26 protein-coding genes are annotated in these 26,766 nt (G+C 70.3%); 11 read left to right on the top strand and 15 right to left on the bottom strand.

Annotation, left to right across the window (positions count from 1 at the left end; translation table 11 throughout):
- The first annotated feature begins 334 nt into the window (after positions 1-334).
- The gene (locus ACIBTS_RS44430; RefSeq protein WP_399326975.1) at positions 335-1,003 is read left to right on the top strand and encodes a potassium channel family protein; all 669 of its coding nucleotides are present in this window, start codon (positions 335-337) and stop codon (positions 1,001-1,003) included.
- The gene (locus ACIBTS_RS44425) at positions 1,003-1,680 is read left to right on the top strand and encodes a potassium channel family protein (RefSeq protein ID WP_399326973.1); all 678 of its coding nucleotides are present in this window, start codon (positions 1,003-1,005) and stop codon (positions 1,678-1,680) included. The genes ACIBTS_RS44430 and ACIBTS_RS44425 overlap by 1 nt, the downstream gene beginning before the upstream one ends.
- A 172-nt stretch (positions 1,681-1,852) precedes the next feature.
- Here ACIBTS_RS44425 and ACIBTS_RS44420 read toward each other — a convergent pair whose 3' ends face one another.
- From ACIBTS_RS44420 to ACIBTS_RS44390, 7 genes are all read right to left on the bottom strand, one after another.
- On the bottom strand, positions 1,853-2,617 hold the full coding sequence (locus tag ACIBTS_RS44420) for a DUF3159 domain-containing protein (protein ID WP_399326971.1): 765 nt from the start codon (positions 2,615-2,617) through the stop codon (positions 1,853-1,855).
- A 3-nt stretch (positions 2,618-2,620) separates the two neighbouring features.
- Positions 2,621-3,019, bottom strand: coding sequence for an OB-fold nucleic acid binding domain-containing protein (locus ACIBTS_RS44415; RefSeq protein ID WP_078890401.1), 399 nt, complete (start codon positions 3,017-3,019; stop codon positions 2,621-2,623).
- Positions 3,020-3,109: 90 nt separating this feature from the next.
- Positions 3,110-3,826 carry a response regulator gene (locus tag ACIBTS_RS44410; RefSeq protein WP_399326969.1) on the bottom strand — a complete coding sequence of 239 codons (717 nt, stop codon included), beginning with the start codon at positions 3,824-3,826 and terminating at the stop codon, positions 3,110-3,112.
- Positions 3,820-6,387 (bottom strand): ATP-binding protein, encoded by a 2,568-nt coding sequence (locus ACIBTS_RS44405; RefSeq protein ID WP_399326967.1) that lies wholly within the window; start codon positions 6,385-6,387, stop codon positions 3,820-3,822. Before ACIBTS_RS44405 ends, ACIBTS_RS44410 begins: the two co-directional genes overlap by 7 nt.
- 305 nt (positions 6,388-6,692) lie before the next feature.
- Complete coding sequence (locus tag ACIBTS_RS44400; protein ID WP_079659015.1) at positions 6,693-7,457, bottom strand: DUF3710 domain-containing protein; 765 nt, start codon at positions 7,455-7,457, stop codon at positions 6,693-6,695.
- Between the two features lies 1 nt (position 7,458).
- Positions 7,459-8,010: a dUTP diphosphatase gene (gene dut / locus ACIBTS_RS44395; protein ID WP_319670379.1), complete on the bottom strand. Its 552-nt coding sequence runs from the start codon at positions 8,008-8,010 to the stop codon at positions 7,459-7,461.
- Positions 8,007-8,591: a PaaI family thioesterase gene (locus ACIBTS_RS44390; RefSeq protein WP_399326964.1), complete on the bottom strand. Its 585-nt coding sequence runs from the start codon at positions 8,589-8,591 to the stop codon at positions 8,007-8,009. Before ACIBTS_RS44390 ends, dut begins: the two co-directional genes overlap by 4 nt.
- A gap of 58 nt (positions 8,592-8,649) precedes the next feature.
- On the opposite strand from ACIBTS_RS44390, the gene ACIBTS_RS44385 reads away from it, so the two are divergent.
- Positions 8,650-9,114: a DUF3093 domain-containing protein gene (locus tag ACIBTS_RS44385; RefSeq protein WP_399326962.1), complete on the top strand. Its 465-nt coding sequence runs from the start codon at positions 8,650-8,652 to the stop codon at positions 9,112-9,114.
- 18 nt (positions 9,115-9,132) lie between these two features.
- Here ACIBTS_RS44385 and ACIBTS_RS44380 read toward each other — a convergent pair whose 3' ends face one another.
- The 4 genes from ACIBTS_RS44380 to ACIBTS_RS44365 all read right to left on the bottom strand — a co-directional run bounded on the left by ACIBTS_RS44380 (position 9,133) and on the right by ACIBTS_RS44365 (position 12,796).
- Positions 9,133-10,197 (bottom strand): hypothetical protein, encoded by a 1,065-nt coding sequence (locus ACIBTS_RS44380; RefSeq protein WP_399326960.1) that lies wholly within the window; start codon positions 10,195-10,197, stop codon positions 9,133-9,135.
- A gap of 13 nt (positions 10,198-10,210) precedes the next feature.
- Entirely contained in the window at positions 10,211-10,507 is a 297-nt protein-coding gene (locus ACIBTS_RS44375) for a DUF4193 domain-containing protein (RefSeq protein WP_003993510.1), read from the bottom strand.
- Between the two features lie 396 nt (positions 10,508-10,903).
- A complete protein-coding gene (locus tag ACIBTS_RS44370; RefSeq protein ID WP_399326958.1) occupies positions 10,904-12,136 on the bottom strand; it encodes a sensor histidine kinase in 1,233 nt (410 codons plus the stop codon).
- 6 nt (positions 12,137-12,142) lie between these two features.
- On the bottom strand, positions 12,143-12,796 hold the full coding sequence (locus tag ACIBTS_RS44365; protein ID WP_003993508.1) for a response regulator transcription factor: 654 nt from the start codon (positions 12,794-12,796) through the stop codon (positions 12,143-12,145).
- 417 nt (positions 12,797-13,213) lie between these two features.
- Here ACIBTS_RS44365 and ACIBTS_RS44360 point away from each other — a divergent pair, with 417 nt between their 5' ends.
- On the top strand, positions 13,214-13,387 hold the full coding sequence (locus tag ACIBTS_RS44360) for a hypothetical protein (protein WP_173877665.1): 174 nt from the start codon (positions 13,214-13,216) through the stop codon (positions 13,385-13,387).
- Positions 13,388-13,472: 85 nt separating this feature from the next.
- Here the strand turns inward: ACIBTS_RS44360 and ACIBTS_RS44355 are convergent, their stop codons facing one another.
- Positions 13,473-14,288: an inositol monophosphatase family protein gene (locus ACIBTS_RS44355; RefSeq protein ID WP_399326956.1), complete on the bottom strand. Its 816-nt coding sequence runs from the start codon at positions 14,286-14,288 to the stop codon at positions 13,473-13,475.
- Between the two features lie 8 nt (positions 14,289-14,296).
- Positions 14,297-15,424, bottom strand: a complete 1,128-nt coding sequence (locus ACIBTS_RS44350; RefSeq protein ID WP_399326954.1) for a ferrochelatase — start codon at positions 15,422-15,424, stop codon at positions 14,297-14,299.
- Positions 15,425-15,596: 172 nt separating this feature from the next.
- Here ACIBTS_RS44350 and ACIBTS_RS44345 point away from each other — a divergent pair, with 172 nt between their 5' ends.
- From ACIBTS_RS44345 to sepH, 3 genes are all read left to right on the top strand, one after another.
- Positions 15,597-16,835 carry an MFS transporter gene (locus tag ACIBTS_RS44345; RefSeq protein ID WP_399327000.1) on the top strand — a complete coding sequence of 413 codons (1,239 nt, stop codon included), beginning with the start codon at positions 15,597-15,599 and terminating at the stop codon, positions 16,833-16,835.
- On the top strand, positions 16,795-18,123 hold the full coding sequence (locus ACIBTS_RS44340; protein WP_399326952.1) for a D-arabinono-1,4-lactone oxidase: 1,329 nt from the start codon (positions 16,795-16,797) through the stop codon (positions 18,121-18,123). The genes ACIBTS_RS44345 and ACIBTS_RS44340 overlap by 41 nt, the downstream gene beginning before the upstream one ends.
- A 439-nt stretch (positions 18,124-18,562) precedes the next feature.
- Entirely contained in the window at positions 18,563-19,600 is a 1,038-nt protein-coding gene (gene sepH / locus ACIBTS_RS44335; protein WP_399326950.1) for a septation protein SepH, read from the top strand.
- Positions 19,601-19,727: 127 nt separating this feature from the next.
- Here sepH and ACIBTS_RS44330 read toward each other — a convergent pair whose 3' ends face one another.
- Entirely contained in the window at positions 19,728-20,579 is an 852-nt protein-coding gene (locus tag ACIBTS_RS44330) for a sulfurtransferase (protein WP_399326948.1), read from the bottom strand.
- A gap of 220 nt (positions 20,580-20,799) precedes the next feature.
- Between ACIBTS_RS44330 and ACIBTS_RS44325 the strand changes: the two genes are divergently transcribed.
- Together ACIBTS_RS44325 and ACIBTS_RS44320 are read left to right on the top strand one after the other, a co-directional pair.
- The gene (locus ACIBTS_RS44325) at positions 20,800-21,606 is read left to right on the top strand and encodes a VOC family protein (protein ID WP_399326947.1); all 807 of its coding nucleotides are present in this window, start codon (positions 20,800-20,802) and stop codon (positions 21,604-21,606) included.
- A 698-nt stretch (positions 21,607-22,304) separates the two neighbouring features.
- Positions 22,305-23,330 (top strand): 6-phosphofructokinase, encoded by a 1,026-nt coding sequence (locus ACIBTS_RS44320; protein WP_399326945.1) that lies wholly within the window; start codon positions 22,305-22,307, stop codon positions 23,328-23,330.
- A 66-nt stretch (positions 23,331-23,396) separates the two neighbouring features.
- Here ACIBTS_RS44320 and ACIBTS_RS44315 read toward each other — a convergent pair whose 3' ends face one another.
- Positions 23,397-24,287, bottom strand: a complete 891-nt coding sequence (locus tag ACIBTS_RS44315; RefSeq protein ID WP_399326943.1) for a universal stress protein — start codon at positions 24,285-24,287, stop codon at positions 23,397-23,399.
- A gap of 326 nt (positions 24,288-24,613) precedes the next feature.
- On the opposite strand from ACIBTS_RS44315, the gene ACIBTS_RS44310 reads away from it, so the two are divergent.
- Positions 24,614-24,898: a DUF1540 domain-containing protein gene (locus ACIBTS_RS44310; RefSeq protein WP_319670366.1), complete on the top strand. Its 285-nt coding sequence runs from the start codon at positions 24,614-24,616 to the stop codon at positions 24,896-24,898.
- Positions 24,899-25,113: 215 nt separating this feature from the next.
- Positions 25,114-26,166 carry a class I fructose-bisphosphate aldolase gene (locus ACIBTS_RS44305; protein ID WP_399326941.1) on the top strand — a complete coding sequence of 351 codons (1,053 nt, stop codon included), beginning with the start codon at positions 25,114-25,116 and terminating at the stop codon, positions 26,164-26,166.
- The last annotated feature ends 600 nt before the right edge of the window (positions 26,167-26,766 follow it).

Below are 26,766 nucleotides of genomic sequence, written 5' to 3'. Positions count from 1 at the left end.
CCACGCTGCGGATTCCGCAGCCATGCCGGTCGTCATGTCTATATGACAATCCCCCGCCCGCTGCCGTCCTTCGGAGGGTCCATGCATACGACCGCGGAGCTCATCGGTGCCATCGGCAGCCTCGTCGGCCTCGGAATCCTTACCTTCCTCAGCCTCTGGAGCATCAGCCGCCGCTGATCGCTCGAACCGTGCGCGGAGTGTGCACAGGGGTCCCCGGCGAGGACCGCGCGTGTGTAGCTTGGACGACGGTCTGAGACCCTGGTCAAGGCCGAGCTCCATGCCCGGACCAGAAACTTATCGACTTCTTGAACTTCTTGACCTCGGAAGGACGGTCGTGCACATCGTCATCATGGGCTGCGGCAGAGTGGGTTCCGCTCTCGCCCAGACCCTGGAGCAACAGGGGCACACGGTCGCAGTGATCGACCAGGACCCCACCGCCTTCCGACGACTGGGCTCCGGTTTCGGCGGCCGTCGTGTCACCGGGGTCGGCTTCGACCAGGACACCCTGCGCGAGGCGGGCATCGAGGAGGCCGGCGCGTTCGCCGCGGTCTCCAGCGGTGACAACTCCAACATCATCGCCGCCCGCGTCGCCCGCGAGATGTTCGGCATCGAGAACGTCGCCGCCCGTATCTACGACCCGCGGCGCGCCGAGGTCTACCAGCGCCTGGGCATCCCGACCGTCGCCACCGTCCGCTGGACGGCCGACCAGATGCTGCGCCGGCTGCTCCCCTCGGGGGCCGAGCCGCTGTGGCGGGACCCGACCGGCGGCGTCCAGCTCGCCGAGGTGCACGCCGCCCCGTCCTGGGTCGGGCACAAGATCAGCAAGCTGCAGGAGGAGACGGGCGTCCGCGTGGCGTTCCTGACCCGCCTCGGCGAGGCGATCCTGCCCACCTCGCAGACGGTGTTGCAGGAGGGTGACCTGGTGCATGTGATGCTGCGCACCAACGAGGTCGAGAAGGTCGAGGCGTCGTTCGCCGAAGGCCCGAAGGAAGGCGGTCACTGATGAGGGTCGCCATTGCCGGAGCCGGGGCCGTCGGCCGCTCGATCGCGGGCGAACTGCTGGAGAACGGCCACGAGGTCCTGCTCGTCGACAACGCGCCGACCGCCATCTCGGTCGAGCGCGTCCCCCAGGCGGAGTGGCTGCTGGCCGACGCCTGCGAGATCACGTCGTTGGACGAGGCGGCGCTGCAGCGCTGCAACGTCGTCATCGCCGCGACCGGCGACGACAAGGTCAACCTGGTCGTCTCGCTGCTGGCGAAGACGGAGTACGGCGTCCCGCGCGTCGTGGCCCGCGTCAACAACCCCAAGAACGAGTGGCTCTTCAATGAGTCCTGGGGTGTCGACGTCGCCGTCTCGACGCCGCGTCTGATGTCCGCCCTGGTCGAGGAGGCGGTAAGCGTCGGTGACCTGGTCCGTCTGCTCCGCTTCAGCCACGGCGACGCCAACCTCGTCGAACTGACCCTCCCCGAGGAGTCGGCCCTGGCCGGCACCCAGGTCGGCGACGTGGAATGGCCCGAGGACACCTCGCTGGTCACCATCATCCGCGGCACCCGGGTCCTGACCCCGTCCCGCGAGGACTCCCTGGAACCCGGAGACGAGCTCCTCTTCGTCGCCGCCCAGGCGAGAGAGGAACAGCTGGAGGACCTGCTGTCGGTCCGCAAGGACGACACCACCGGCTGACCTTCGGGCGAGACGACGGCAAAGGGCGCCCTGAAATCTCAGGGCGCCCTTTCCGCACCAGCCCGTTGGGGGTCCCCCCTCTGGGGGAGCTTGAGGACGAGGCCCGTTCAGGGCCGAAGCGGGGGTCTGGGGGCGGCAGCCCCCAAAGGACGGTCACACCGACGCCGGGGAACTACCCTTCCCGACGGTGCCGCCCACCAACCTCCGACGCCTCCGACGCAGCCTTCCGCTCGGCCTCCGCCTTTTCCTCCGCCTCCATCTCCGCGAACACGTCGATCGGCGCGGGCGCCTTCGCGAGGAAGACCCACGTCAGCCACACGGCCAGCAGGAACGGCGGAATCTTCAGCGCCACCAGCACCCACCCCAGCTGCGCGGTGTTCGCCCACCAGTACAGCGGGAAGAGGATCGCGCACTTGGCGAGCAGGATCAGCCCCCACGCCCAACTGGCCTTGGCGTACGCCGTCTTGCGGCCGGGGTTGCGGGTGCGCCAGGAGAGGTTCTCCTTGAAGACCGGCCCGAGGATCAGCCCGATCAGCGGCACCCCGCACAGCGTCGTGATGATGTACGCCAGGGCCAGACCCAGCGTGTAGAGCATGCCCGGCAGATAGAAGTCCTTGGCGTTGCCGGTCATCATCGCGAAGACGACGCCGAACGCCACGCCGAAGACTCCGCTGAACGCGTGCTTGACGGTGTCCTTCATCGCCAGGCGGACCACGACCAGGACCAGCGACACCGCGAGCGCGGCGATCGCGGACATGTGCAGGTCCTTGTTGATCGTGAAGATCGTGACGAAGAGCAGGCCGGGCACCACCGTCTCGACCATGCCCCGCACGCCGCCGAACGCCTCGAACAGCGCGGCCTCGGTCACCGCCCGGGCGTCGGCCGCGGCGGTGTCTTCCGCAGTCGTGTCTTCGGTCGGCTTGTCGAGCGACGTCACCGGCTACTCCCTACCCAGGGGTCTCAGTTCGTACTTGGGGTTGAACAGCACCCGGCGGCCCCGGCTCATGGAGACCCGGCCCGATGCGATGAGCCTGCGCCCCGGTTCTATCCCCACGATGGAACGCCTGCCCAGCCACACCACGTCCAACGCGGCGCTGCCGTCGAACAGCTCGGCCTCCAGGGCCGGGACTCCGGCGCGCGGCCGCAGGGTGACCGTGCGCAAGGTACCAGTAACGGTGACTATCTGGCGGTCCTGACAGTCTCCGATGCGTGTACAACCGGCCGTCTCGGCGTCCTCGCGCAGCTCCTCGGACTCCAGGTCCTCCTGTGACGAGGAGAGCCGGTCGAGCATGCGCCGGAACCGGCCCACCGGCTTTTCGGAACGAGGAACAGCACTCATATCTGAAGCGTACCGGGGTGCACCGACAGAGCCGTAGCCGCCGCCGTAGCCGCCGCCGCACCGGTCGTCCCGGCCGTTCCGCCCTCCTTGCTAGCGCTCGAACCGGTACCCCATCCCGGGTTCCGTGACGAAGTGCTTGGGATGCGACGGGTCCGCCTCGAGCTTGCGTCTCAGTTGCGCCATGTACACCCGCAGATAGTTCGTCTCCGTCCCGTACGACGGCCCCCACACCTCCTGCAGCAGCTGTTTCTGGCTGACGAGACGGCCCGAATTGCGCACCAGCACCTCCAGCAGATGCCACTCCGTGGGCGTCAGCCGTACGTCCTTCCCGGCCCGGTTGACCTTCTTCGCGGCCAGATCGACGGTGAACTCGTCGGTCTCCACCAGCACCTCGTCCTCGCCGCCACCGGCGGGTTCGGCCCGGCGGACGGCGGCCCGCAGCCGTGCCAGCAGCTCGTCCATGCCGAAGGGCTTGGTGACGTAGTCGTCGGCGCCGGCGTCGAGCGCCTCCACCTTCTCGTCCGAGGTGTGCCGGGCGGACAGCACCAGGATCGGCACCCTGGTCCAGCCCCGCAGGCCCTTGATCACCTCGACGCCGTCCATGTCGGGCAGCCCCAGGTCGAGGACGATCACGTCCGGGTGGCGCGCGGCGGCGAGCCGGAGGGCGGTGGCGCCGTCGTGGGCGGCGTCGACCTCGTACTTGCGGGCCTTGAGATTGATCACGAGGGCGCGCACGATCTGCGGCTCGTCGTCGATCACGAGCACCCTCGTCGGAGCCTGGGATGTCTCCCCAGCCGGGCTCAGCATGAGGCCTGCCTTTCGGGTCGTACGGGTCGTGCGGGTTGTGCGGGCTGCGGCTCAGGGCGGGGTCCCGCCGCGCGGACGGTGAGGACCATGGTGAGGCCGCCACCGGGGGTGTCCTCGGCGTTGAGGGTGCCGCCCATGGCCTCGGCGAAGCCGCGCGCGACCGCCAGGCCGAGGCCCACCCCGGCCCCGCGCGGGGCGTCACCGTACCGCTGGAAGGGCGCGAATATCCGCTCCTTGGCTTCGTCGGGGACGCCCGGCCCGCGGTCCACGACCCGTACCTCGACCCGGTCGGACATGGCGCTCGCCGAGACCAGCACGGGCTCGCCGGCCGGACTGTACTTGACCGCGTTCTCCACGAGGTTGGCGACCGACCGCTCCAGCAATCCGGCGTCCACGGCGACCATGGGCAGCGTCTCCGGGATGTCCAGCTCCACGCTCTGCTCCGGATCCGGGACCCCGCCGAGCGCCATCGGCACCACCTCGTCGAGGTCGATCTCCCGGATGATCGGCGTGACCGTACCGGTCTGGAGGCGGGACATGTCCAGCAGGTTGCCCACCAGGTGGTCGAGGCGGTCCGCGCCCTCCTCGATGCCCTCGAGCAGCTCCGCCCGGTCCTCCTCGGACCAGGCCACGTCGTCGGACCTCAGGCTCGACACCGCGGCCTTGATCCCGGCCAGCGGCGTGCGCAGGTCGTGGCTGACGGCGGCCAGCAGGGCCGTGCGGATGCGGTTTCCCTCGGCCAGCGCGCGAGCCTGGTCGGCCTCCTCCTGCAGGCGCCGCCGGTCCAGCACCACGACCGCCTGCGCGGCGAACGCGGCCAGCACCCGCCGGTCCTCCGCGGGCAGCACCCGCCCGGTGAGGGCCAGCGCCAGGTGGTCGCCGACCGGCACGTCCACGTCGGCGTCCTCGGGCCGCGCGACCGGGCGCCCGAATCCGACGTGGCCCGCGCGGGTCCACGGCGTTATGCCGTCCGCCCGCTCCAGCAGCGCCGCCGACTCCATCCCGAAGGTCTCCCGGACCCGTTCCAGCAGCGCCTCCAGGCTGGTCTCGCCACGCAACACGTTGCCCGCCAGGTAGGAAAGGATCTCCGACTCGGCCCGCAGTCGGGCCGCCTGGTGCGTACGCCGCGCGGCCAGGTCCACCACCGACGCCACCGACACCCCCACCCCGACGAATATCACGATGGCGACGATGTTCTTCGGGTCGGCGATCGTCCATCTGTGCAGGGGCGGTGTGTAGAAGTAGTTCAACAGGAGCGAGCCCACGGCCGCCGAGGCCAGCGCGGGCAGCAGCCCGCCGAGCAGCGCCGCCGCCACTGTCACCGCCAGGAACAGCAGCATGTCGTTGGCGAGGCCGAGGTGGACGGTGTTCAGCAGCAGCGCCAGCAGTGCCGGACCCGCCACCCCGACCAGCCAGCCCCAGATGATGCGGGCCCGCCCGAGCCGGGCGCCCCGGGCCATCGGCAGCCCGCGTCCCTTGGCGACCTCGTCGTGGGTGACGATGTGCACGTCGAGGTCGGACCCCGACTCGCGGGCGACCGTCGCGCCGACCCCGGGTCCGAAGACGTACTGCCACGCCTTGCGGCGCGAGGAGCCGAGCACGATCTGCGTGGCGTTGACCCCGCGGGCGAAGTCGAGCAGCGCGGCCGGTATGTCGTCTCCGACCACGTGGTGGAAGGTGCCGCCCAGGTCCTCCACCAGGGTGCGCTGGACCGCCAGCTCCTTGGGCGAGGCCGAGGTCAGACCGTCGCTGCGCGCGATGTACACGGCCAGCACCTCGCCGCCGGCGCCCTTCTCCGCCAGTCGCGCCGCCCGCCGGATCAGGGTGCGTCCCTCCGGGCCGCCGGTCAGCCCGACCACGATCCGCTCGCGCGAACCCCAGATCGCCGACACCCGGTGCTCGCTGCGGTACTGCTTCAGGTACGCGTCGACCCGGTCGGCCACCCAGAGCAGGGCCAGCTCCCGCAGGGCGGTGAGGTTTCCGGGCCGGAAGTAGTTCGACAGGGCGGCGTCGACCTTGTCCGGTTTGTAGATGTTGCCGTGCGCCATCCGCCGGCGCAGTGCCTGGGGTGACATGTCCACCAGCTCGACCTGGTCGGCACGCCGGACGAACTCGTCGGGCACGGTCTCCTGCTGCCGTACCCCCGTGATCGACTCCACGACGTCGCCGAGGGATTCCAGGTGCTGGATGTTCACCGTCGAGACCACGTCGACGCCGGCGGCGAGCAGTTCCTCCACGTCCTGCCAGCGCTTGGCGTTGCGCGAGCCCGGGATGTTGGTGTGGGCGAGTTCGTCCACCAGGGCGACCTGTGGATGGCGGGCCAGAACCGCGTCCACGTCCATCTCGGTGAAGACGCCGCCGCGGTACTCCAGCTCGCGGCGTGTGACCTGCTCCAGGCCGTGCAGCATCACCTCGGTGCGCCGACGCCCGTGGTGCTCCACGAACGCCACCACGCAGTCCGTGCCGCGCTCCACCCGCCGGTGCCCCTCGGACAGCATCGCGTACGTCTTGCCCACGCCCGGTGCCGCACCGAGGTAGATCCGAAGCTTGCCGCGTGCCATGGCCTCATTGTCTTCCAGTAACTGCTGCGTACGCAGCGTCGACCTTACGGCCAACAGTTCCGACATAAAGGACGAGCTGAATCGCGAGAGACGCCTTTGACGCAACCCTGACGCGGTGAAGACGAACACCGGCGCCCCTCAACCCTTCATCGGATGAGCCCCCCGAATCGGTTCACGCCGGGTTCTCCCCGTGGGGCGGCGCCCGCGTGTCGGCCCTCGCGATGCCGCGTCGGTTGTGCGGCACGCCGAAGGGCCGCACCCCTGGACGGGATGCGGCCCTTTCAGCCGTAGGTTCTGTCGTGCCTCTAGCGGACCTCGGTGATCTCCGGTCCGCGCTGCAGCTGGCCCATGCCGCCGGAGAAGCGCGAGCCCTCCTCCTGCTGCTGAATGCCTTCGGGCACCATCTGCGCGTCGTTCGGCAGCTTCAGGACGATCGGGTCGCGCGGCGCCATCGGGCCCTCGCCGCGGACCACGACCGTGTCCCGGAAGATCTGCTCGAGCAGCCCGGCCGCTTGCGGCTGCACCGCGCCCTGGCCCGAGATCACGCCGCGCAGGAACCAGCGGGGGCCGTCCACGCCGACGAAGCGCACGACATGGAAGCCGCCCGTGCCGTCCGGCAGCTGCACCGGCACCTGGGCCCGCAGCTCCCAGCCCAGCGGGCCCTCGACCTCGTCGATGATGCCGCCCTGCTGGGTGATGCCGGAGCCGATCTCCTCGCGCACCTCGCCCCAGATGCCCTCGCGCTTGGGGGCGGCGAAGGCCTGCAGCTGGATGGCGCTGTCGCGCAGCACGACGGTCGCCGCGACGATCGCGTCACCGGCGACCTCGACCCGCAGCTCCATGCCGTCGACCCCCGGCACGAAGATCCCGCCGAGGTCCACGCGGCCCTCGGCCGGGTCGCGCACCTCGGAGTCGTCCCAGGGCCCGTCGGGCCGCGGTTCGGGCTCGAGCCGCACACGCTCGCGCTCACCCTCTACGTCGTCCGCCTCAGTGTCGACACTGTCGACGACCTGCTCGGCCTCGCCGGCCGCGTCCTCGGCGGCACCCTTCTTCTTGCGACGTCCGAACACGTCACTGTCCTTCCCGGTCGGATACGACCGAAGCGTATCGATTCCCACCCGTCGCGCCGCCTTCGGCGGCCTGACCGCTTGTACCGCCTGCGCCGCCCACAGCGGCATGCCCGCCGGTGGACCCGAAGCCCCCTGCGGCCCGTGCCGATCCGGGAAGCTCCGCGACCTCCTGGAAGCGGACCCTCTCGACCTGCTGGACGACCAGTTGGGCAATCCGGTCGAAGCGCTCGAACCGCACGCTCTCGCGCGGGTCGAGATTCACCACGATCACCTTGATCTCCCCACGGTACCCGGCATCAACCGTCCCCGGGGCATTCACGAGGGCGACACCGCACCGGGCGGCAAGCCCCGACCGCGGGTGCACGAAGGCCGCGTACCCCTCGGGCAGGGCGATGGAAACCCCCGTGGGCAGCACGGCCCGCTCCCCCGGCGCCAGTTCACGGCTCTGAGTGGTGCGCAGATCGGCGCCCGCGTCCCCCGGATGCTCGTACGTCGGAAGCGGTACGTCGGGGTCGACGCGCCGGATCAGGACGTTCAGGGTCTCGCGGCTCACGGGTTCACCTCGAAGGCGCGGGCGCGCCGGACCTGGTCCGGGTCGCTCATGGCGGCCCGGATCTCCTCCTGGCGGCCGTGGTTCACGAAGTGCTCGACCGCGACCTCCACGAAGAGCGCGTCGGCGCGGATGGCGACAGGCCCGTCGGGGCCGCCGATCCGGCCGGTGGCGGTCGAGTAGATCTTGCGGCCGGCCACGGCCGTCACCTCGGCCGCCAGGTGCAGCGTGACGCCCACGGGCACGGGCCGTACGAACTCGGTCTCCAGCCGTCCGGTCACGGCGATGGTCCGCAGCAGCCAGTTGAGCGAGCCGAGCGTCTCGTCGAGGGCCGAGGCGAGGATCCCACCGTGGGCGAGGCCCGGCGCGCCCTGGTGGGCGGACTGCACGGTGAACTCGGCGATGACGGTCACTCCCTCGCCGGCCCGCGCCTCCAGGTGCAGCCCGTGGGCCTGCCCGCCGCCACATCCGAAACAGTGTTCGTAGTGGGCGCCGAGAAGCTCGCCGGGCACGGGAGCATCGGGGTGCCGGACGGGTTTCACGGCATCGGCCGGAGGCTCGAGAGCTGCGGAAGTACCACTCACAGCCGCAGACCTTACCCGCGCGTCCGTGAAATCCGGACACCGTGCCAAGCTTGGCTCCATGCAGCTCTCCACCACCCCCTACGACGAACGACTCACCGCCCCCCGCTCGTGGTGGTTCATCTCGTTCCTCGTGGGCGTCTCCTGCGCCCTGATCCTGCTCCCCTTCGGCACCCTGCCGCTGCTCGGCGGCCTGGTCGGCGGCACCGCCGTGGCGGCCGTCATGGCGAGTGCCTACGGATCCCTGCGCATCCGCGTCGTGGGCGACTCCCTGATCGCGGGTGAGGCGAAGATCCCGGTCACGGCCCTGGGCGAGGCGGAGATCCTGGATGCGGAGGAGGCGCGCGCCTGGCGCACGTTCAAGGCCGACACCCGGGCCTTCCTCCTGCTGCGCGCGTACATCCCCACGGCGCTACGGGTGGAGGTCACCGACCCGGACGACCCCACGCCGTACCTGTACCTGTCGACGCGGGAGCCGGACCGCCTGGCCCAGGCTCTCAAGGCGGCGCGGGAGGCGACGGCGTAACGGCGACCTCGGCAGACCTCAGCGCCCGGGATCCCCAGGATTCTCGGACTTCTCGGGGTTCTCAGGCTTCTCGGGGTTCTCGGACTTCTCGGGGTTCTCGGACTTCTCGGGGTTCTTGGACTTCTCGGGGTTTTCGAGTCCCTGGAGGCTCAGCGGGTTCGCGGAGATCTCGCCCATGGCCAGTGGATCGGCGGGCTTCTCCAGCGGCGGCAGTTCCGGCAGCGCGTCCCACGGCACCTGCATCCTGCGCAGGTCGGCCCGGACCTTCGCGGCCAGTTTCCTGGTGTCCCGCCGGTTCATGACCGCGCCGACGGCGGCGCCCACCATGAAGGGCATGAGGTTCGGCAGGTCCCGGACCATGCGCTTCATGATCTGCTGACGCAGCTCGCGCTTCATCCGGCCGCCGAACGCCGAGTCGATCGAGGACGGCTTGAGGACGTCGACCCCGCGTTCGCCCGACCAGGAGCGCAGATACGCGGTACTGCGGTCCTTCAGGTTGCCCGCCGGCCGCACGCCGTAGACCTCGTGGAGTTCGGCGATCAGCTTGAGCTCGATCGCGGCGACCCCGGTGATCTCCGCGGCCAGTTCGGTCGGCATCGCGGGCGGTACGGGGAGCATGGCCGCCGCCCCGATGCCCGCCCCGACAGTGGACGTGGCGTTCGCCGCGCCCGCCACGAGCTTGTCCGCGACCTGCTCGGGCCCAAGGCCCGGGAACTGTCTGCGGAGCGTCCGGAGGTCCCGTACGGGGATCCTCGGGGCGATCTCGATGATCCGGTCGGCGAGGTGCGCCAGCCCCGCCCTGGCGCGACTCCCGCCCATACGGGCGCCTTCTCGGGCCAGCTCCGTGGCCTTGGCCCGGATGACCGCCGCCCTCCGCCTGGCGACGGGGGCGGCGCTCCGCGTCGGCGCCGGGAGGTCACTCCGGTCAGCCGCGGGTTCGAGCGAGGCCGATCCTGCAGGGACCGCTCCCTTGCCGGATGAGCCTCGCTCGTCGTCACGCACGCCGTGAGGGCCCCGGGAGGGCCCCTTGTCCGTTCCCCGCAGGGGGAAGCGGCGCTTCCGAGGAGGGGTCGAGCCAGTCACGGCCGACCCCGCCTCAGTCGCAGTCGCGGCAGATCGGCTGGCCGTTCTTCTCCCGGGCCAGCTGGCTGCGGTGGTGCACCAGGAAGCAGCTCATGCAGGTGAACTCGTCCTGCTGCTTCGGCAGCACCCGGACGGCCAGCTCCTCGTTCGAGAGGTCTGCGCCGGGCAGTTCAAGGCCCTCCGCGGCCTCGAACTCGTCAACGTCCACTGCCGAGGCGGACTTGTCGTTCCTCCGTGCCTTGAGCTCCTCAAGGCTGTCGGAATCGACGTCGTCGTCGGTCTTGCGTGGGGTGTCGTAATCGGTAGCCATTTCGCCTCTCCCCCTCTGGGTGTCTGCGGTGTCTCCAGCGCACGTAACGCGTGAGAGGCCGGACTTGTGCCCGCCTCGAGGCGGAGATTTTGCCTCACATCAAGGTCTGTTACTCAATCGACACCCAACCGAACTCCTCACGAGTGATCGGCTTGGATGGCGATCGGGACCGTACACGGTCCGATTGCCGCACTTCAAAGGCGTCTCACCGTGTACTTCCCGTGATCAGGACCCCCGAAAACCCGGATTTTCCGGGCCTTACGACAGCATTCATGATCACGGTGAGTAGATGGCCGGAAATTCGCCCCTGTGATCGATCACACACGGCCAGGCCGGGTCGAGGCCCAGAAAATTCCGCGCAAAGCGAACATCCCCGCGTGTGTCGGCGACATGATCTCAGACAGGCAAGGTAACTCGCATCACGAGCCCACCCCCCTCGCGCGGCTGGGCCGCGATATGACCGCCGTGCGCGCGGGCCACGGACCGCACGATGGACAGGCCGAGCCCGACGCCCTTGTCGCTGCCCGTCCGCTCCGTACGCAGCCGCCGGAAGGGCTCGAACAGGTTATCGATCTCGTACGCCGGCACGACCGGCCCGGTGTTCGACACCACCAGGACCGCCTGGCCGTGCTGAACCTCTGTGGTCACCTCGACCCAACCCCCCTCGGGCACGTTGTACCGCACGGCGTTCTGTACGAGGTTCAGGGCGATCCGCTCCAGCAGGACGCCGTTGCCCTGGACGACCGCGGGTTTCTGCTCGCCCCGGATCACCACGCCCTTGGCCGCAGCCTCCCCGTGCACCTGGTCGATGGCCTGCTCGGCGACCTCCGCGAGGTCCACCGGCTTGCGCTCGACGATCTGGTTGTCGCTGCGGGCGAGCAGCAGCAGACCCTCGACGAGCTGCTCGCTGCGCTCGTTGGTGGCCAGCAGCGTCTTGCCGAGCTGTTGCAGCTCCACCGGCGCGCCCGGGTCGGAGAGGTGCACTTCGAGCAGGGTGCGGTTGATCGCCAGCGGTGTTCTCAGTTCGTGCGAGGCGTTGCCGACGAAGCGCTGCTGGGCCGTGAAGGCCCGCTGCAGGCGCTCCAGCATGTCGTCGAAGGTGTCGGCGAGCTCCTTCAGCTCGTCGTCCGGGCCGTCCAGCTCGATCCGGCGGGACAGATCCGAGCCCGCCACCGCGCGCGCGGTGCGGGTGATCCGCCCCAGCGGGGACAGGACGCGTCCGGCCATGGCGTAGCCGAAGGCGAAGGCGATGATCGCCAGGCCGAGGAGGGCGAGCAGGGAGCGGCTGAGGAGGTTGTCGAGGGCGTGCTGGCGCTGTTCGTTCACGCACTCGTTCATGGCGTGGTTGAGCTCGGTCGCGGTCGGCTGGACCGGGAAGTTGCAGGTGTCGCTGCCGACCTGGCCCGAGAGGATCTTGAAGGGCAGGTCGCTGCCCACGTTCAGCGCGTTCGCCGCGAGCAGATAGATGATCGACAGCAGCAGGATGCCGGCGATCAGGAACATGCCGCCGTACAGCAGCGTGAGGCGTATGCGGATGGTGGGGCGCAGCCAGGGCAGGGCGGCCTGCGGCCTCCTGGGGTCCCAGGTGGGCTTCGGGGGCGCCTGGGGCGGCGCGGGCGTCGATGCCACGGCGGATCAGATCCGGTAGCCGGAACCGGGGACGGTGACGATCACCGGAGGTTCGCCCAGCTTGCGGCGCAGCGTCATGACGGTCACCCGCACGACGTTGGTGAACGGGTCGGTGTTCTCGTCCCAGGCCTTCTCAAGGAGCTGCTCCGCGGAGACCACCGCTCCCTCGCTGCGCATCAGGACCTCCAGGACGGCGAACTCCTTGGGCGCGAGCTGGACCTCCTTGCCGTCGCGGAAGACCTCGCGGCGGTTGGGGTCGAGCTTGATGCCGGCGCGCTCCAGGACCGGCGGCAGCGGCACGCTGGTGCGCCGGCCGAGGGCACGCACGCGTGCGATCAGCTCGCTGAAGGCGAAGGGCTTGGGGAGGTAGTCGTCGGCGCCGATCTCCAGGCCCTCGACACGGTCGCTGACGTCGCCGGACGCCGTGAGCATCAGCACGCGCGTGGGCATGCCGAGCTCGACGATCTTGCGGCAGACGTCGTCGCCGTGCACGAGGGGGAGGTCACGGTCGAGGACGACCACGTCGTAGTCGTTGACGCCGATGCGCTCCAGGGCGGCCGCACCGTCGTACACGACGTCGACGGCCATGGCCTCCCGGCGCAGTCCGGTGGCCACCGCATCGGCGAGCAGCTGCTCGTCCTCGACGACGAGTACGCGCACGTCGCTTGTCCTTCCTCTGTCCACCCGCGTAGCGCTCCGTGAGCGCACGCGGGTGGGGGCCTTGGTGAGTGTGTGCTTCCATCCTGCCCTTTTCGGCCATAAGTCGGCGGTAAGACGGGTGCGTGACAGATGAAGGAGCGGTGTGAAGCCCGGGAATGCGAGATTTTCTCGTCGGGTTGAGGTTTCCGCGGAAGGGAGCGGGGGGAGGACGGCTTTACACCCCGCGATCACGCTCTGCATGTGCCGCAGCACCATGTGGTACAGCACGTTCCGCTTCCCGCAGAGTGGGCGTGGGTGTCCGGCACCGTCGCCGCCCAGCAGGGCAGCGCTGGGCACCTGCTTGCAGACGTGATCGCCCCTTCCCAACCGGCACACCCCCGTGCCACCGACCCACGACCCAGGACGAGGGGGCGCAGCATGGACGCATTCACCACAGGACTTCTGCAGCGCATAAGGGCGACCGAGTCCGACCTGACGAGGGCTCGCGACGAGGGCGACGACTTCCTTGCCGAGGTGGAGCAGGCCGAACTCGACGACCTGCGTCGCCTCGCCGCCGAACACGGTGTGGAGGTCGGCGCGACGAGCGTCTGAGCAGTTCTGTGCAGTTCCCGTGCACGACGAAGGGGCCCCGGCGAATCCAGCGCCGGGGCCCCTTCGCGTGTCCGCGTCACGCGGGTCAGTCGTGCCAGGCGCCGAAGTCCTCCAGAAGCCGCTGGAGGGGCTCGAAGACGCCGGGCGTGGCCGCCACCGCCAGATCACGTGCCGGGCGCTCTCCGGGCCGTCCACCGGTCAGCACGCCCGCTTCCCGGGCGATCAGGTCGCCGGCGGCGAGGTCCCAGGGGTGCAGCCCGCGCTCGTAGTAGCCGTCGAGGCGGCCGACGGCCACGTCGCACAGGTCGACCGCGGCCGAGCCGCCGCGCCGGATGTCCCGCAGCAGCGGGATGAGCCGCTGCGCGACGTCGGCCTGGTGGGCGCGGACCTCGGTGACGTAGTTGAAGCCGGTGGAGACCAGGGCCTGGTCCAGCGGCGCCGTCGGACGGCAGGACAGCAAGCGCTCGCCCTCCCACGCACCCTTCCCGCGGGCCCCTGCGCCGCGCACCGCGTGGTACGTCTCACCGCGCATCGGGATCTCGACGACTCCGACGACCGTCTCGCCGCCTTGCTCGGCGGCGATGGAGACGGCCCAGGTGGGCAGCCCGTAGAGGTAGTTGACCGTGCCGTCCAGCGGGTCGATCACCCAGCGGATGCCGCTGTCGCCCTCGCTGGAGGCGCCCTCCTCGCCGAGGAAGCCGTCGTCGGGGCGGTGCTCGGAGATGAAGCCGGTGATGAGCTTCTCGGCGGCGATGTCCATCTCGGTGACCACGTCGATCGGGCTCGACTTGGTGGCGGCGACCGCGAGGTCGGCCGGGCGGCCGTCCCGCAGCAGCTCACCGGCCCGGCGGGCGGCTTCCTGGGCGAGCTCCAGCAGTTCGGTGTGCAGGGGGTCGGTCACGCCGCTCCTCACGCGTAGGGGCTGTCGGCGCCCGCGGCGGCGGGCTTGGGGGCGCGGGCGGGGCAGCAGCCGACCGGGCACACGTTGTGGCTCGCGCCGAGCGCCCCCAGGGCGCACGGGGTGATCTCCCGGCCGCTCTCCTGTCCGGCGCGCTCCAGGACGAGCTCGCGGATCGCGGCGGCGAAGCGCGGGTCGGCGCCCACGGTGGCCGAGCGGCGTACCGGCAGGCCGAGGTCCTGCGCCTTGGCCTTCGCCTCGGTGTCGAGGTCGTAGAGGACCTCCATGTGGTCGGAGACGAAGCCGATGGGGGCCATCACGACCGCGGGGGCGCCGGCCGCGTGTCGCTCCTCCAGGTGGTCGCAGATGTCGGGCTCCAGCCACGGGATGTGCGGGGCGCCGGAGCGGGACTGGTAGACGAGCTGCCAGGGATGGTCCACGCCGGTGCGCTCGCGGACGGCGTCGGCGATGAGCCGCGCGACGTCCAGGTGCTGCCGCACGTAGGCGCCGCCGTCGCCGTGGTCCTCCACGGGGCCGGAGGTGTCGGCCGAGGCCGTCGGGATCGAGTGGGTGGTGAAGGCGAGGTGCGCGCCCGCACGGACGTCGTCGGGCAGGTCGGCGAGGGACGCGACGACGCCGTCGATCATGGGCTCCAGGAAGCCCGGGTGGTTGAAGTAGTGCCGCAGCTTGTCGACCCTCGGCGGCTGGAGGCCCTCGGCCTCCAGCGCGGCCAGCGATTCGGCGAGGTTCTCGCGGTACTGGCGGCAGCCCGAGTAGGAGGCGTAGGCGCTGGTGGCGAGGACGAGGATGCGGCGGCGGCCGTCGGCGGCCATCTCGCGCAGGGTGTCCGTGAGGTACGGGGACCAGTTGCGGTTGCCCCAGTAGATCGGCAGGTCCAGGCCGTGGTCGGCGAAGTCCTTGCGCAGGGCGTCCAGCAGGGCGCGGTTCTGGTCGTTGATGGGGCTGACCCCGCCGAACAGGAAGTAGTGCTGACCGACTTCCTTGAGGCGTTCCTTGGGGATGCCTCGCCCGCGCGTCACGTTCTCCAGGAACGGAACCACGTCCTCCGGGCCTTCCGGGCCGCCGAAGGAGAGCAGGAGCAGGGCGTCGTAGGGGGTTGCATCGAGCGCGTCTCGCATGGGTCGATCCTGCCACCCGCCTCTGCCAGCCGGGAAACGGCGGGGTGGCGGACGGGGGCGTGCCGCCCGTGCGGCCCGCGGTCGCCGAACATACGTTAGGGTTGCCTAACTCGTAAGCCGTACGAGCTGTATTCACGCCTTACCGTGCGTGACCGGACCACCGGAGACCGCCGTGCCCAGCCCGTACCGCGCCCTGTTCGCCGCCCCCGGCTCCAAGGGTTTCTCCGCCGCGGGGTTCCTCGGCAGGATGCCGCTGTCGATGATGGGCATCGGCGTGGTCACGATGATCTCCCAGCTCACCGGGCGCTATGGGCTCGCGGGCGCGCTGTCGGCGACCATCGCGCTGGCGGCCGCGGTCTTCGGGCCGCAGATCTCGCGGCTGGTGGACCTGCGCGGGCAGCGCCGGGTGCTGCGCCCGGCGACGGTGGTCGCGCTCGCCGCGGCGGCCGGGCTGCTGCTGGCCGCGCACTTCGAGTGGCCGGACTGGGTGTTGTTCGTGTGCGCCGCCGGCATCGGGTCGGTGCCCAGCCTGGGCGCCATGATCCGGGCCCGCTGGGCGGCCCTGTACCGCGGCACACCCCAACTGCACACGGCGTACTCGTTCGAGTCCGTGGTGGACGAGGTGTGCTTCATCTTCGGGCCGATCATCTCCATCGGCCTGTCCACCGTCTGGTTCCCGGAGGCGGGACCGCTGCTGGCGGCCTGCTTCCTCGCCGTCGGCGTCTTCTGGCTGACCGCCCAGCGGGCCACCGAGCCGAAGCCGCACCCGCGCGAGCAGCGCAGCGGCGGCTCGGCACTGCGCTCGCCCGGGCTGCAGGTTCTGGTGGCCACCTTCGTGGCGACCGGAGCGATCTTCGGGGCGGTCGACGTGGTCACGGTCGCCTTCGCCGACGAGCAGGGCCACAAGGGCGCCGCCAGCCTCGTCCTCGCGATCTACGCGACCGGTTCGTGCGCGGCCGGGCTCGTGTTCGGCCTGCTGCGCCTCAAGGGGGCGCCGGAACGACGCTGGCTGCTGGGCGTGTTCATGATGGCCGTGAGTATGATCCCCCTCCTACTGGTCGGAAACTTGCCGTTTCTGGCCGTGGCGCTGTTCTTTGCGGGCCTGGCCATCGCTCCCACGATGATCACCACGATGTCCCTCATCGAAGAGCACGTACCACGCGCACATCTGACCGAGGGCATGACCTGGATCAGCACCGGGCTCGCGGTCGGGGTCGCGCTCGGCTCCTCTCTCGCCGGCTGGGTCATCGACGCGGCCGGGGCGCGGGCCGGGTACGGGGTTCCGGCGGTGTCCGGAGCCGTCGCGGTCGCGGTCGGTTTCCTGGGGTACCGCCGGCTGAGCAGACCGGCGCCGGGTCGGGGAGGCACCGTTGAGCAGCACAGCGAGCGGGAAGAACGGCACGTGGCGTAACTGGGGCGGCAATGTCGCCGCACGCCCCGCGCGTGAGGTCACACCCGCGTCCGTCGACGAGCTGGCGGCGGCCGTGCGCCGGGCCGCCGAGGACGGGCTGAAGGTGAAGGCGGTCGGCACCGGCCACTCCTTCACGTCGATCGCCGCCACGGACGGTGTGCTGATCCGCCCTCAGCTCCTGACCGGCATCCGCAAGATCGATCGCGACGACATGACCGTCACGGTCGAGGCAGGCACACCGCTCAAGAGACTCAACCTGGCCCTCGCGCGCGAGGGGCTGTCGCTCACGAACATGGGCGACATCATGGAGCAGACCGTCTCGGGGGCCATCAGCACCGGCACGCACGGCACCGGCCGCGAGTCCGCCTCGATCGCCGCCCAGATCAAGGGGCTCGAAGTCGTCACTGCGGACGGCTCGGTGCTCACCTGCTCCGAGAAGGGGACCGACGAGGAGCGCGCGCTCTTCGCCGCCGCCCGGATCGGCCTGGGCGCCCTCGGCATCGTCACCGCGATCACCTTCGCCGTGGAGCCGATCTTCCTGCTCACCGCGCGCGAGGAACCGATGCCCCTGGACAGGGTGCTCGCCGAGTTCGACGAACTGTGGGCCGAGAACGAGCACTTCGAGTTCTACTGGTTCCCGCACACCGGCAGCACCAACACCAAGCGCAACAACCGCAGCGCCGGCCCGCGCAAGCCGGTGAGCCCGGTCGCGGGCTGGATCGAGGACGAGTTCCTGTCCAACGGCGTCTTCCAGGCGGCCCAGTGGGTGGGCCGGGCGGCGCCCGCCACGATCCCGACGATCGCCCAGGTCTCCAGCAAGGCCCTGTCCGCGCGCACCTACACGGACATCCCCTACAAGGTGTTCACGTCCCCGCGCCGGGTGCGGTTCGTGGAAATGGAGTACGCCGTCCCGCGGGCGGCACTGACCGAGACGCTGCGCGAGCTGAAGACCGTGATCGAGCGCTCCGACCTCAGGATCAGTTTCCCGGTGGAGGTGCGTACCGCGCCCGCCGACGACATCACCCTGTCCACCGCCTCCGGCCGCGACAGCGCGTACATCGCCGTCCACATGGTCAAGGGCACGCCGTACCAGAGGTACTTCACCGCCGCCGAGCCCGTCTTCACCGCCCACGAGGGCCGGCCGCACTGGGGCAAGGTGCACACGCGGGACGCCGAGTACTTCGCCGGTGTGTATCCGCGCTTCGCCGAGTTCACGGAGTTGCGGGACCGGCTGGATCCCGACCGTCGGTTCCAGAACGACTACTTGCGGAGGGTTCTGGGGCCGTAGCGGACTCCGTCGGGGCCGGCGGGGGCGCGGAGCGAAACAGTCGCCTCCGTTTCGGGAGATTGCGTGAAATTTGCCGCGTCCAAGATCGCGAAAAGGCCGCCACGGAGGGCCAAGTCCCACTTCTCGCAAGAAGTTGGATGGCGCGCCAATCCACGCACGTGGCCCAAATGGAGTACTGTTGCGAGCCCTGGGCCCGGTCTCCCGCCAGGATGTCCGGGGCCTCGCTGGACCGCCTGAAGGAGGCTGGTTGCACAGGGTGACGACGTTGGTCACTCAGCGTGGCGAATGGGTAACCGTGCCATAACGGCGGCGCAGGGCCTGTGCCCGACACGCCGGGCAACTCGGCAAGGTTGTGGCAGGCTGCACCCGGGCAGGCCACACTCGACTAGCGGAAGCAGCGACGCACGTGACGTCGGCAGGCACCACCCGGGAGGTCCCCATGCCCGAACTGCGTGTCGTGGCCGTCTCGAATGACGGCACACGGCTGGTGCTGAAGGCTGCGGACAGCACGGAGTACACGCTTCCGATCGACGAGCGTCTGCGCGCCGCCGTACGCGGCGACCGTCCCCGCCTCGGCCAGATCGAGATCGAGGTGGAGAGCCATCTCCGCCCCCGCGATATCCAGGCGCGTATACGTGCTGGTGCGACCGCGGAAGAAGTCGCGCAGATGGCCGGCATCCCTGTCGACCGTGTGCGCCGCTTCGAAGGCCCCGTGCTGGCCGAGCGTGCCTTCATGGCCGAGCGGGCCCGGAAGACTCCGGTCCGTCGGCCCGGTGAGAACGCCGGGCCGCAGCTCGGCGAGGCGGTCCAGGAACGGCTGTTGCTGCGCGGCGCCGAGAAGGACACCGTCCAGTGGGACTCCTGGCGCCGCGACGACGGCACCTGGGAGGTCCTGCTGGTCTACCGGGTCGCGGGCGAACCGCACTCGGCGAGCTGGACGTACGACCCGCCCCGGCGGCTCGTCCAGGCCGTCGACGACGAGGCGCGTTCGCTGATCGGCGAGTCCGACGACCTGGCCGCTCCGGAGCCCAGCTTTCCGTTCGTTCCGCGTATCGCCCGGCTGCCGCGCGACCGGCCGCTGGACCGCACTCTCGACCGGCCGAGCCTGCCGGCCCAGCCGTCGGAGTCGGCCGAGGAGACCACCGGCGAGCGCGAACGGGACTCGCTGACCAGCCTGTTGGAGGCGGTGCCGAGCTTCCGTGGCGACATGGTCGTCCCGGAGCGCCCGGCGGAACCCGCCACGGAGGAGCCCGACGAGCAGGAGCCCGTCGCCGAGGAACCCCCGGCGCCGGCCGCCTCCGCCGGTTCCGCCTACGCGGACGTCCTCATGCCACGTTCCGTCGGCAGCCACCGCGACCGTCTCGTCGGCGCCACCGACCGGCAGGCCGAGGCGGACGGCGTCCGTCCGGGCCGCCGGGCCGCCGTACCGAGCTGGGACGAGATCGTGTTCGGGACGCGGCGCAAGAAGCAGGAGTAAACGGCCCCCGGGCAACTCGCCCGGGGCGTCCGTCTCTTCGCCGATGCCGGTTCGCACAGAGGTACATACGTGAGGGAGGGCCGCTCCTGTTCGGAGCGGCCCTCCCCCAACATGACCCCGCGGACGGTCACTGGGGATCGGGGCCCACCGCGACCGGCCGGGCCGGGTCCGCGGACCACTCCGACCACGACCCGACGTACAGAGCCGCCGGAATCCCGGCGACCGCCAGCGCCAGCACCTCGTGCGCCCCCGAGACGCCCGAGCCGCAGTACACGCCCACCTCGGCGCCGTCCTCCGCTCCCATCGCCTTGAACCGGGCCTTCAGCTCCTCGGCGCTCAGGAAACGGCCGTCCGGCGCCACGTTGTCGTTCGTGGGCGCGGACACGGCGCCCGGGATGTGCCCGCCGACCCGGTCGATCGGCTCAACCTCACCGCGGTACCGCTCCCCCGCGCGGGCGTCGAACAGCACTCCGGAGCGGGCGAGCGCCGCGGCCCCGTCCGCGTCGAGCAGGCCGTCGGCGCCCGGCTCGGGCACGAAGTCGCCCTGCACGCGCGCGGGGACGTCGACGGAGAGGTCCCCCTGCCACGAGGGCAACCCGCCGTCCAGGACCCGCACGTCCGGGTGCCCCGTCCAGCGCAGCAGCCACCACGCGCGCGCCGCCGCCCAGCCCTGCCCGCCGTCGTACACGACCACCGGCCGGCCGGCGAAGACACCCGCACGGCGCATCGTGGCGCCGAACTCCGCGAGGTCGGGCAGCGGATGACGACCGCGCCCGCCAGGCGCTCCCGCGAGCTCCCGGTCCAGGTCGACGTAGACCGCGCCGGGCACATGCCCTGCCTCGTACGCGGCCCGGCCGTCGAAGGCCGGCTCACCGGCCGCCTTCGCCACGCTGAGCTGCCAGCGGACGTCGAGGACGACGGGCGGATTCTCCCCCGCCAGGTCGCCGGCCAGTTCCGATGCGGTGATGATGGCGTTCATGGCCACCATCCTCGCGCACAAAGTGGCCCCATCGCTCATGTCCGGCTACTCTGCTCGGCCGGACAGGCTCGATCACGAGGCGTGCGGGATCGAGCACATGCCGTACAGGCGATCGACATACGGCGACAACCGCCCGTAAACCGATGAGAAACCCCCCATCAGGCATTCTCCGAGGGCGGAAGCGACGCGGCCCCCACGAGGGACCGAGGAGAGAGTGACGATGACCGAGGCAGGTGGGTCGGCCGGCCCGATCGGTGCAGCACACACTCGGTATGTGCCCGGCACACCCTGCTGGGTGAGTCTGATGGCGCACGGGTTGACCACGACGCAGGAGTTCTACGGTGAGCTGTTCGGTTGGGAATTCCAACCCGGTCCGCCGCAGCTCGGTCCCTACGCGCGGGCGCTGCTCGACGGCCGCGAGGTGGCCGGCATCGGCCAACTGCCCCCGGACCGCCATCTCCCCGTGGCCTGGACGCCGTATCTCGCCTCGGACGATGTGGACACGACGGCCGAAACGGTCCGGCTGTGCGGCGGCACGATCGGGGTGGGTCCCCTGGACGCCGCCGAGGACGGCCGTCTGGCGATCGGCTCCGATCCGTCCGGCGCCGTCTTCGGCATCTGGCAGGCGGCGGCCCACGTCGGCACGGCCGTCACCGGCGTGCCGGGCACGCCCGCCTGGTACGAACTGGCGACGTACGAGACCGCGAGCGTCCGCAAGTTCTACGAGACGGTGTTCGGCTACGACGAGGAGGCGATGGTGCTGTCCGCCGACTTCGACTATCTGACCCTGCACGTGGCGGGCCGTCCCGTCGCCGGCATCCACGGCGTGGGCGGCGCGCTGCCCCGGGACCTGGGGCCGCACTGGGCGACGTACTTCGAAGTGGCCGACACGGATGCGGCGCTCGCCCGTGTCGCCGCCCTCGGCGGGCAGGTCCTCGGACCGGCCCACGACAGCGCGCACGGCCGCGTGGCGACCGTGGCCGACCCCGAGGGCGCCCATTTCTCGCTGATCCAGGTGCTGCGGTGAAGGACCGTCCCTGAACCTTCCGCATCGGCAGCACGTCCGGTCACCTTTTCGGCATGGAGGTGCCGGTCGCGGATCCCGTCGGAATTGTCCATGGGCATTCGTAGCGTTTTCCGCCACAGCGGAGGATGAACCGGAGGAACTCGGCGAAGAATCGCAGGTGCTCGTTCTTTTCGTCGCGGAAATGCCGGCTGGCCGAGCACTGGGAGCCCCGCTGCGGCCGGATGACCGCCCCCGGCCCGAACGAGTGGCGGCACGGCGACGAACCCATCCACCGCCCCGACCACTACCCGCGTCCCGCTGAGAAACGGCGGGTCGTCCGCCACAAGTCCTTCTCCCCGCAAGGAAACACCGCACGAGGCGGTCTTTGAGAGGGAGTCGATGGACTACGGCTTCCGTCTGTTCACCGACGCCGATGCCGGTGAGGACAGCGTGCTCTGCTCCGCACGGGGTTGTCCTGGGCCCGGTCACACAGGTCGCCCCTCCGACACGGCCCGCACCTGTCCAGCGGGTCCAGGCCTCCTCGAGGGCCGGGCAGAAGTCCCCACGAACGAGCTGCCTGGATCTGGCGTCCGTCGAGTGGCCACTGTGGATCGAACGGAGGGAGGCTGGTAGCAGGCGATTCATGTACCCCGACAGCGGTTTTCGATCTCCGAGAAGGCCGCGAACAGGCGGGGTGACCAGCGGATGGGAGTAAGCCCATGAAGGTCGGAGTGCTGACCGGCGGCGGTGACTGTCCCGGCCTCAACGCCGTGATCCGCAGTGTCGTCCGCAAAGGCGTCCAGGAATACGCCTTCGACTTCGTCGGCGTGCGGGACGGCTGGCTCGGTTTGCTCCAGGGTGATGTCATGCCGCTGGACATCTCCAGCGTGCGGGGGATCCTCCCCCGCGGCGGGACCATCCTCGGCTCCTCCCGCACCAACCCGTTCAAGCACGAGGACGGGCTGCGACGCGTGCAGGACACCCTTGCCACGCACGACGTGGACGCGCTCGTCGTGATCGGCGGCGAGGACACGCTCGGTGTGGCCACTGAGCTGAGCCGGCAGGGGATCCATCTGGTCGGCGTGCCGAAGACCATCGACAACGACGTATCCGGCACCGACTACACCTTCGGCTTCGACACAGCCGTCGGTATCGCGACCGAGGCCATCGACCGTCTGCACACCACTGCCGAGTCCCACATGCGCGCCCTGGTGGTGGAGGTGATGGGGCGGCACTCCGGGTGGATCGCCCTGCACGCCGGCATCGCGGGCGGCGCCAACGTGATCCTCATCCCGGAGCGACCGTTCGACATCGATCAGGTCTGTGATCAGGTGAATAGCCGATTCGAGATCAACTATGCGCCGATCGTCGCCGTGGCCGAAGGGGCCGTCCCCAAAGAGGGGCAGATGATCCTCAAGGATCGGTCGCTGGACGAGTTCGGCCATGTGCGGCTGTCCGGCATCGGTGAATGGCTGGCCCAGGAGATCTCGGAACGTACCGGCAAGGATGCACGCACCACGGTGCTGGGTCACATCCAGCGCGGCGGAACCCCGAGCGCCTTCGACCGGTGGCTGGCCACGCGCTTCGGGCTGCACGCCATCGACGCGGTCAAGGACAGTGACTTCGGCGTCATGGTCGCCCTGCAGGGCACCCGGATCGTCCGCCTCCCCCTCGCCGATGCCACGGCGCAGACCAAGCTGGTCGATCCGTCGCTGTACGACGAGTTCGAGGTGTTCTTCGGCTGACCTGCCCCGGCGCTCACCGGATCGCTGCCGGACCTGCCGATCCGCCGCCAGACCTCTGGGCGGCCGTTATCCGGCGTGCGGTACGACCGCCACCGGGCAGCGGGCGTGGTGTAGTAGGGCATGCGTGACCGGGCCCAGTCGGCCTTCGGCCGCCTGCGGATCGGTGCGGCGGCCCACGACGAGCAGGGCCGCATCCCCGGACGCGTTCAAGAGCGCTTCCGCGGGGTGGAGCAGCACGACATCGGTGCGGACCGTCACACGGGGGTACTTCTCCCGCCAAACGCGCAGCGCGTCGGAGAGCTGCAAGACCTCCTGGTCCTCCCACGTGGCGCGGTCCTCCCCGGTCACCACCAGCGTCCGCGGAGAGACGGCCTCGGCAGGAAAGGCCCATGCCTGGACCACCCGCAGAGGTGCTCCGCGTGCCGCAGCGGCCGAGAACGCGAAGTCCGCCACCTCACCGACCGGCCGATGCGCGTCGAACCCCACCACGACCCGGGCAGCGCCGCGCGCCGCATGCACCCCTTCTCCGAAGGCGCCGGGCCGCTGGGGGACCAACACGACAGGACATGGGGCTGCTGCCGCCATCCGCAGGGCCACCGAGCCGACCGCGAGACCGTCGAAACCGCCTGTCCCCCGTGTGCCGACGACGAGGAGCCCGGCAGCGCGGGCCGCGACGAGGAGAGCCGCGGCGGGGGCGTCATCGGCCTGCTCGCCCCGCACCTCGACATCCGGGTAGCGCTCGCCGAGGTCTGCCACCACGCGTTCGAGCATCCGCGCACCCATGTGATGCAGCCTGTCCAGGGCCGGACCCGGCACGCTGGCGGGGCCAGGAAGCCGCGGGAAGGCATGGAACAGGCGCAGCGGAACGCCGCGCAGCGCAGCCTCCCTCGCCGCCCAGTCGGCTGCCGCCGAACTGCGTTCGGACCCGTCGATGCCCGCCAACACAGGGTGACTCATCGTGTCCTCCTTCGCCCGGCCTGCGCCTCCGCGGGCGTCACACGGCTCGTGTCTCCTCCTTTCCACTGTTCCACGGCAGGATCGCTCAGGCTCCCGGACCCGATGCGGGTTCCACGCAGGTCCTCGCGGCGCCCATCGCAGCCACATCCGTTCAGGGTCCGCAGGACGGCTCACGCGTGGTGTCCCCGTTCGGCGGAAGCCCGCTGGCCGTCGGTGGCGCCGCCGAACACGATGGACCTGTTGGGCCCACGCTCACGTCAGCCGCTCACCGCTCGCCGCTCGCCGCCGACGAGCCGGACAAACACCGACACCCGGAGACTGCCGCCATGGAAATGCCCGTCGTGACCGCGTGCGCGGTCGAGGACTGTGCCTACAACCGGGACCGCGCCTGTCACGCTCTGGCCATCACCGTGGGCGACATCCTGCACGCACACTGCGACACCTTCTTCACCTCCTCGGCCAAGGGCGGCGACCGGTCCGCCACCGGCCGGGTCGGCGCCTGCAAGATGTCCGACTGCCGGCACAACATCGACTTCGAATGCCGCGCCCCCGGCATCGCCGTGGGCTACCAGCAGACCGAGGTCGACTGCCTGACCTACGCACCCGCCTGAGCCCCATGGGCACCACTACCGGGCAAGACCGCTGGTGCTCCCGACGGGGAGGGGACAATGGCACGGGGCATGGATGATCACGGCTGTGCCCGCGTCGCCGCTGAAGCCGTCAAGACGCCGAACAGGCGCGTACGAACGGACGTACATGGGTCCGGCGGTTTACGGGACCCCCGGCCTCACCCCTCGGCATTCCGAACGACCGGAGAGGCGAGCCTATGACCGACATCCAAGCCTTGCTGGGCGACGAGGCCAAGGACCTACTGGCTCATGCCGCCCAAGGAATTCCCAAGGGAGACCTGGTACTGCCGGGCCATGACTTCGTCGACCGGACCGTGGCCGCAACCGACCGCTCGCCCCGGGTGCTGCGCAACCTGCAGTCCCTCTTCGACCACGGCCGTCTGGCCGGCACGGGGTACGTGTCGATCCTGCCGGTCGATCAGGGCATCGAGCACTCCGCGGCGTCGGCGTTCGCCGCGAACCCCCGCTACCTCGACCCACGGAACATCGTCGAACTCGCCATCGAGGGCGGTTGCAACGCGGTCGCGAGCACACTCGGCGTGCTGGGGGCCGTGTCGCGGCGCTACGTGCACAAGATCCCGTTCATCGTGAAGCTCAATCACAACGAGCTGCTGACCTACCCGAACCATTACGACCAGATCATGTTCGGCAACGTCGAGCAGTGCTTCGAACTCGGTGCGGCCGGTGTCGGCGCCACGGTCTACTTCGGTTCGGAGCAGTCGGACCGCCAGTTGCAGGAAGCCAGCGAAGTCTTTGCGCGGGCCCATGAATTGGGCATGTTCACCGTGCTGTGGTGCTACCTGCGCAACCCGGCGTTCAAGAAGGACGGCGTGGACTACTCGGTGTCGGCCGACCTCACCGGCCAGGCCAACCACCTCGGCGTGACCATCCAGGCCGACATCGTCAAGCAGAAGCAGCCGGAGAACAACGGCGGCTACACCGCACTGGACTTCGGCAGAACCGACAAGTTCCTGTACGACAGGCTCACCACCGATCACCCGATCGACCTCACCCGCTGGCAGGTGGCCAACTGCTACATGGGCAGGGTCGGGCTCATCAACAGCGGCGGTGCTTCGGCCGGCAAAGGGGACCTCGCGCAGGCCGTACGGACGGCAGTGATCAACAAGCGGGCCGGCGGCACCGGGCTCATCACCGGCCGCAAAGCCTTCCAGCGGCCCACCGACGAGGGCATCGAACTCCTCCACGCCGTCCAGGACGTCTACCTCGACGACAGCATCACTGTGGCCTGACCAGGTCCCAGTCCCCCGGCTTCCCCCGCGGTCACAGCTCGGCGCGGCCGCCTGCCCCTGTGCGTGCGCAGATCATCGGCCACCGGTTCTGCCATGGCGTCGCGATGGCGCCGTACCTCGTCCACAGGAATGGCGGCCGTGCCGGCCGTCGCCACGCCCGCCGCGGTCATCGCTATGTCCGCGTCCGCGCAGTTGCGCCAGCCTGCACCGGCCACAAATACGTCTCGACCTGATGCTCCGCACGACCGCTCTCGCCGCCCCGGGCCCCATTACGCTCTCGCCGCGAACCAACCCCGGGGATCAACCGCGCTGTGCGGCGGACAGGCAACCGTGATCAAGATCTGACCCAGCTCCCTTGTCGATCGCGTCCCCCACCATGCTCCGCGTCGTCTGGCGAGCAACGCGTGCCGTCCGGTGGCGTGTCATCGGTGGCGAGTACCGACAACCCATCGCCGGTGCAGCAGCCGCAGTTGGCGTAGGTGGTGGCCGTGGTGCCGGAGCTGCGTGGGGACGCCGTAGGCGCCGTTCGACATTTCGTGGATCTCCACGATGCTTGCGGCCAGGTCCTCGTCGGCCGCTCTGCGCGCCGCCCGGGCGGCC

Source organism: Streptomyces sp. NPDC050121 (assembly GCF_044460385.1).
Taxonomy (GTDB): Bacteria; Actinomycetota; Actinomycetes; order Streptomycetales; family Streptomycetaceae; genus Streptomyces; species Streptomyces soliscabiei.
This window is presented reverse-complemented; position numbering and strand designations above follow the sequence as displayed.

Coding starts and splice junctions, on each gene's coding strand:
- ACIBTS_RS44425 (WP_399326973.1), top strand. CDS start 1,003: ATGAGGGTCGCCATTGCCGGAGCCGGGGCCGTCGGCCGCTCGATCGCG.
- ACIBTS_RS44415 (WP_078890401.1), bottom strand. CDS start 3,019: ATGAGTGCTGTTCCTCGTTCCGAAAAGCCGGTGGGCCGGTTCCGGCGC.
- ACIBTS_RS44410 (WP_399326969.1), bottom strand. CDS start 3,826: ATGCTGAGCCCGGCTGGGGAGACATCCCAGGCTCCGACGAGGGTGCTC.
- ACIBTS_RS44405 (WP_399326967.1), bottom strand. CDS start 6,387: ATGGCACGCGGCAAGCTTCGGATCTACCTCGGTGCGGCACCGGGCGTG.
- ACIBTS_RS44385 (WP_399326962.1), top strand. CDS start 8,650: ATGCAGCTCTCCACCACCCCCTACGACGAACGACTCACCGCCCCCCGC.
- ACIBTS_RS44375 (WP_003993510.1), bottom strand. CDS start 10,507: ATGGCTACCGATTACGACACCCCACGCAAGACCGACGACGACGTCGAT.
- ACIBTS_RS44360 (WP_173877665.1), top strand. CDS start 13,214: ATGGACGCATTCACCACAGGACTTCTGCAGCGCATAAGGGCGACCGAG.
- ACIBTS_RS44350 (WP_399326954.1), bottom strand. CDS start 15,424: ATGCGAGACGCGCTCGATGCAACCCCCTACGACGCCCTGCTCCTGCTC.
- sepH (WP_399326950.1), top strand. CDS start 18,563: ATGCCCGAACTGCGTGTCGTGGCCGTCTCGAATGACGGCACACGGCTG.
- ACIBTS_RS44330 (WP_399326948.1), bottom strand. CDS start 20,579: ATGAACGCCATCATCACCGCATCGGAACTGGCCGGCGACCTGGCGGGG.
- ACIBTS_RS44325 (WP_399326947.1), top strand. CDS start 20,800: ATGACCGAGGCAGGTGGGTCGGCCGGCCCGATCGGTGCAGCACACACT.
- ACIBTS_RS44320 (WP_399326945.1), top strand. CDS start 22,305: ATGAAGGTCGGAGTGCTGACCGGCGGCGGTGACTGTCCCGGCCTCAAC.
- ACIBTS_RS44315 (WP_399326943.1), bottom strand. CDS start 24,287: ATGAGTCACCCTGTGTTGGCGGGCATCGACGGGTCCGAACGCAGTTCG.
- ACIBTS_RS44310 (WP_319670366.1), top strand. CDS start 24,614: ATGGAAATGCCCGTCGTGACCGCGTGCGCGGTCGAGGACTGTGCCTAC.
- ACIBTS_RS44305 (WP_399326941.1), top strand. CDS start 25,114: ATGACCGACATCCAAGCCTTGCTGGGCGACGAGGCCAAGGACCTACTG.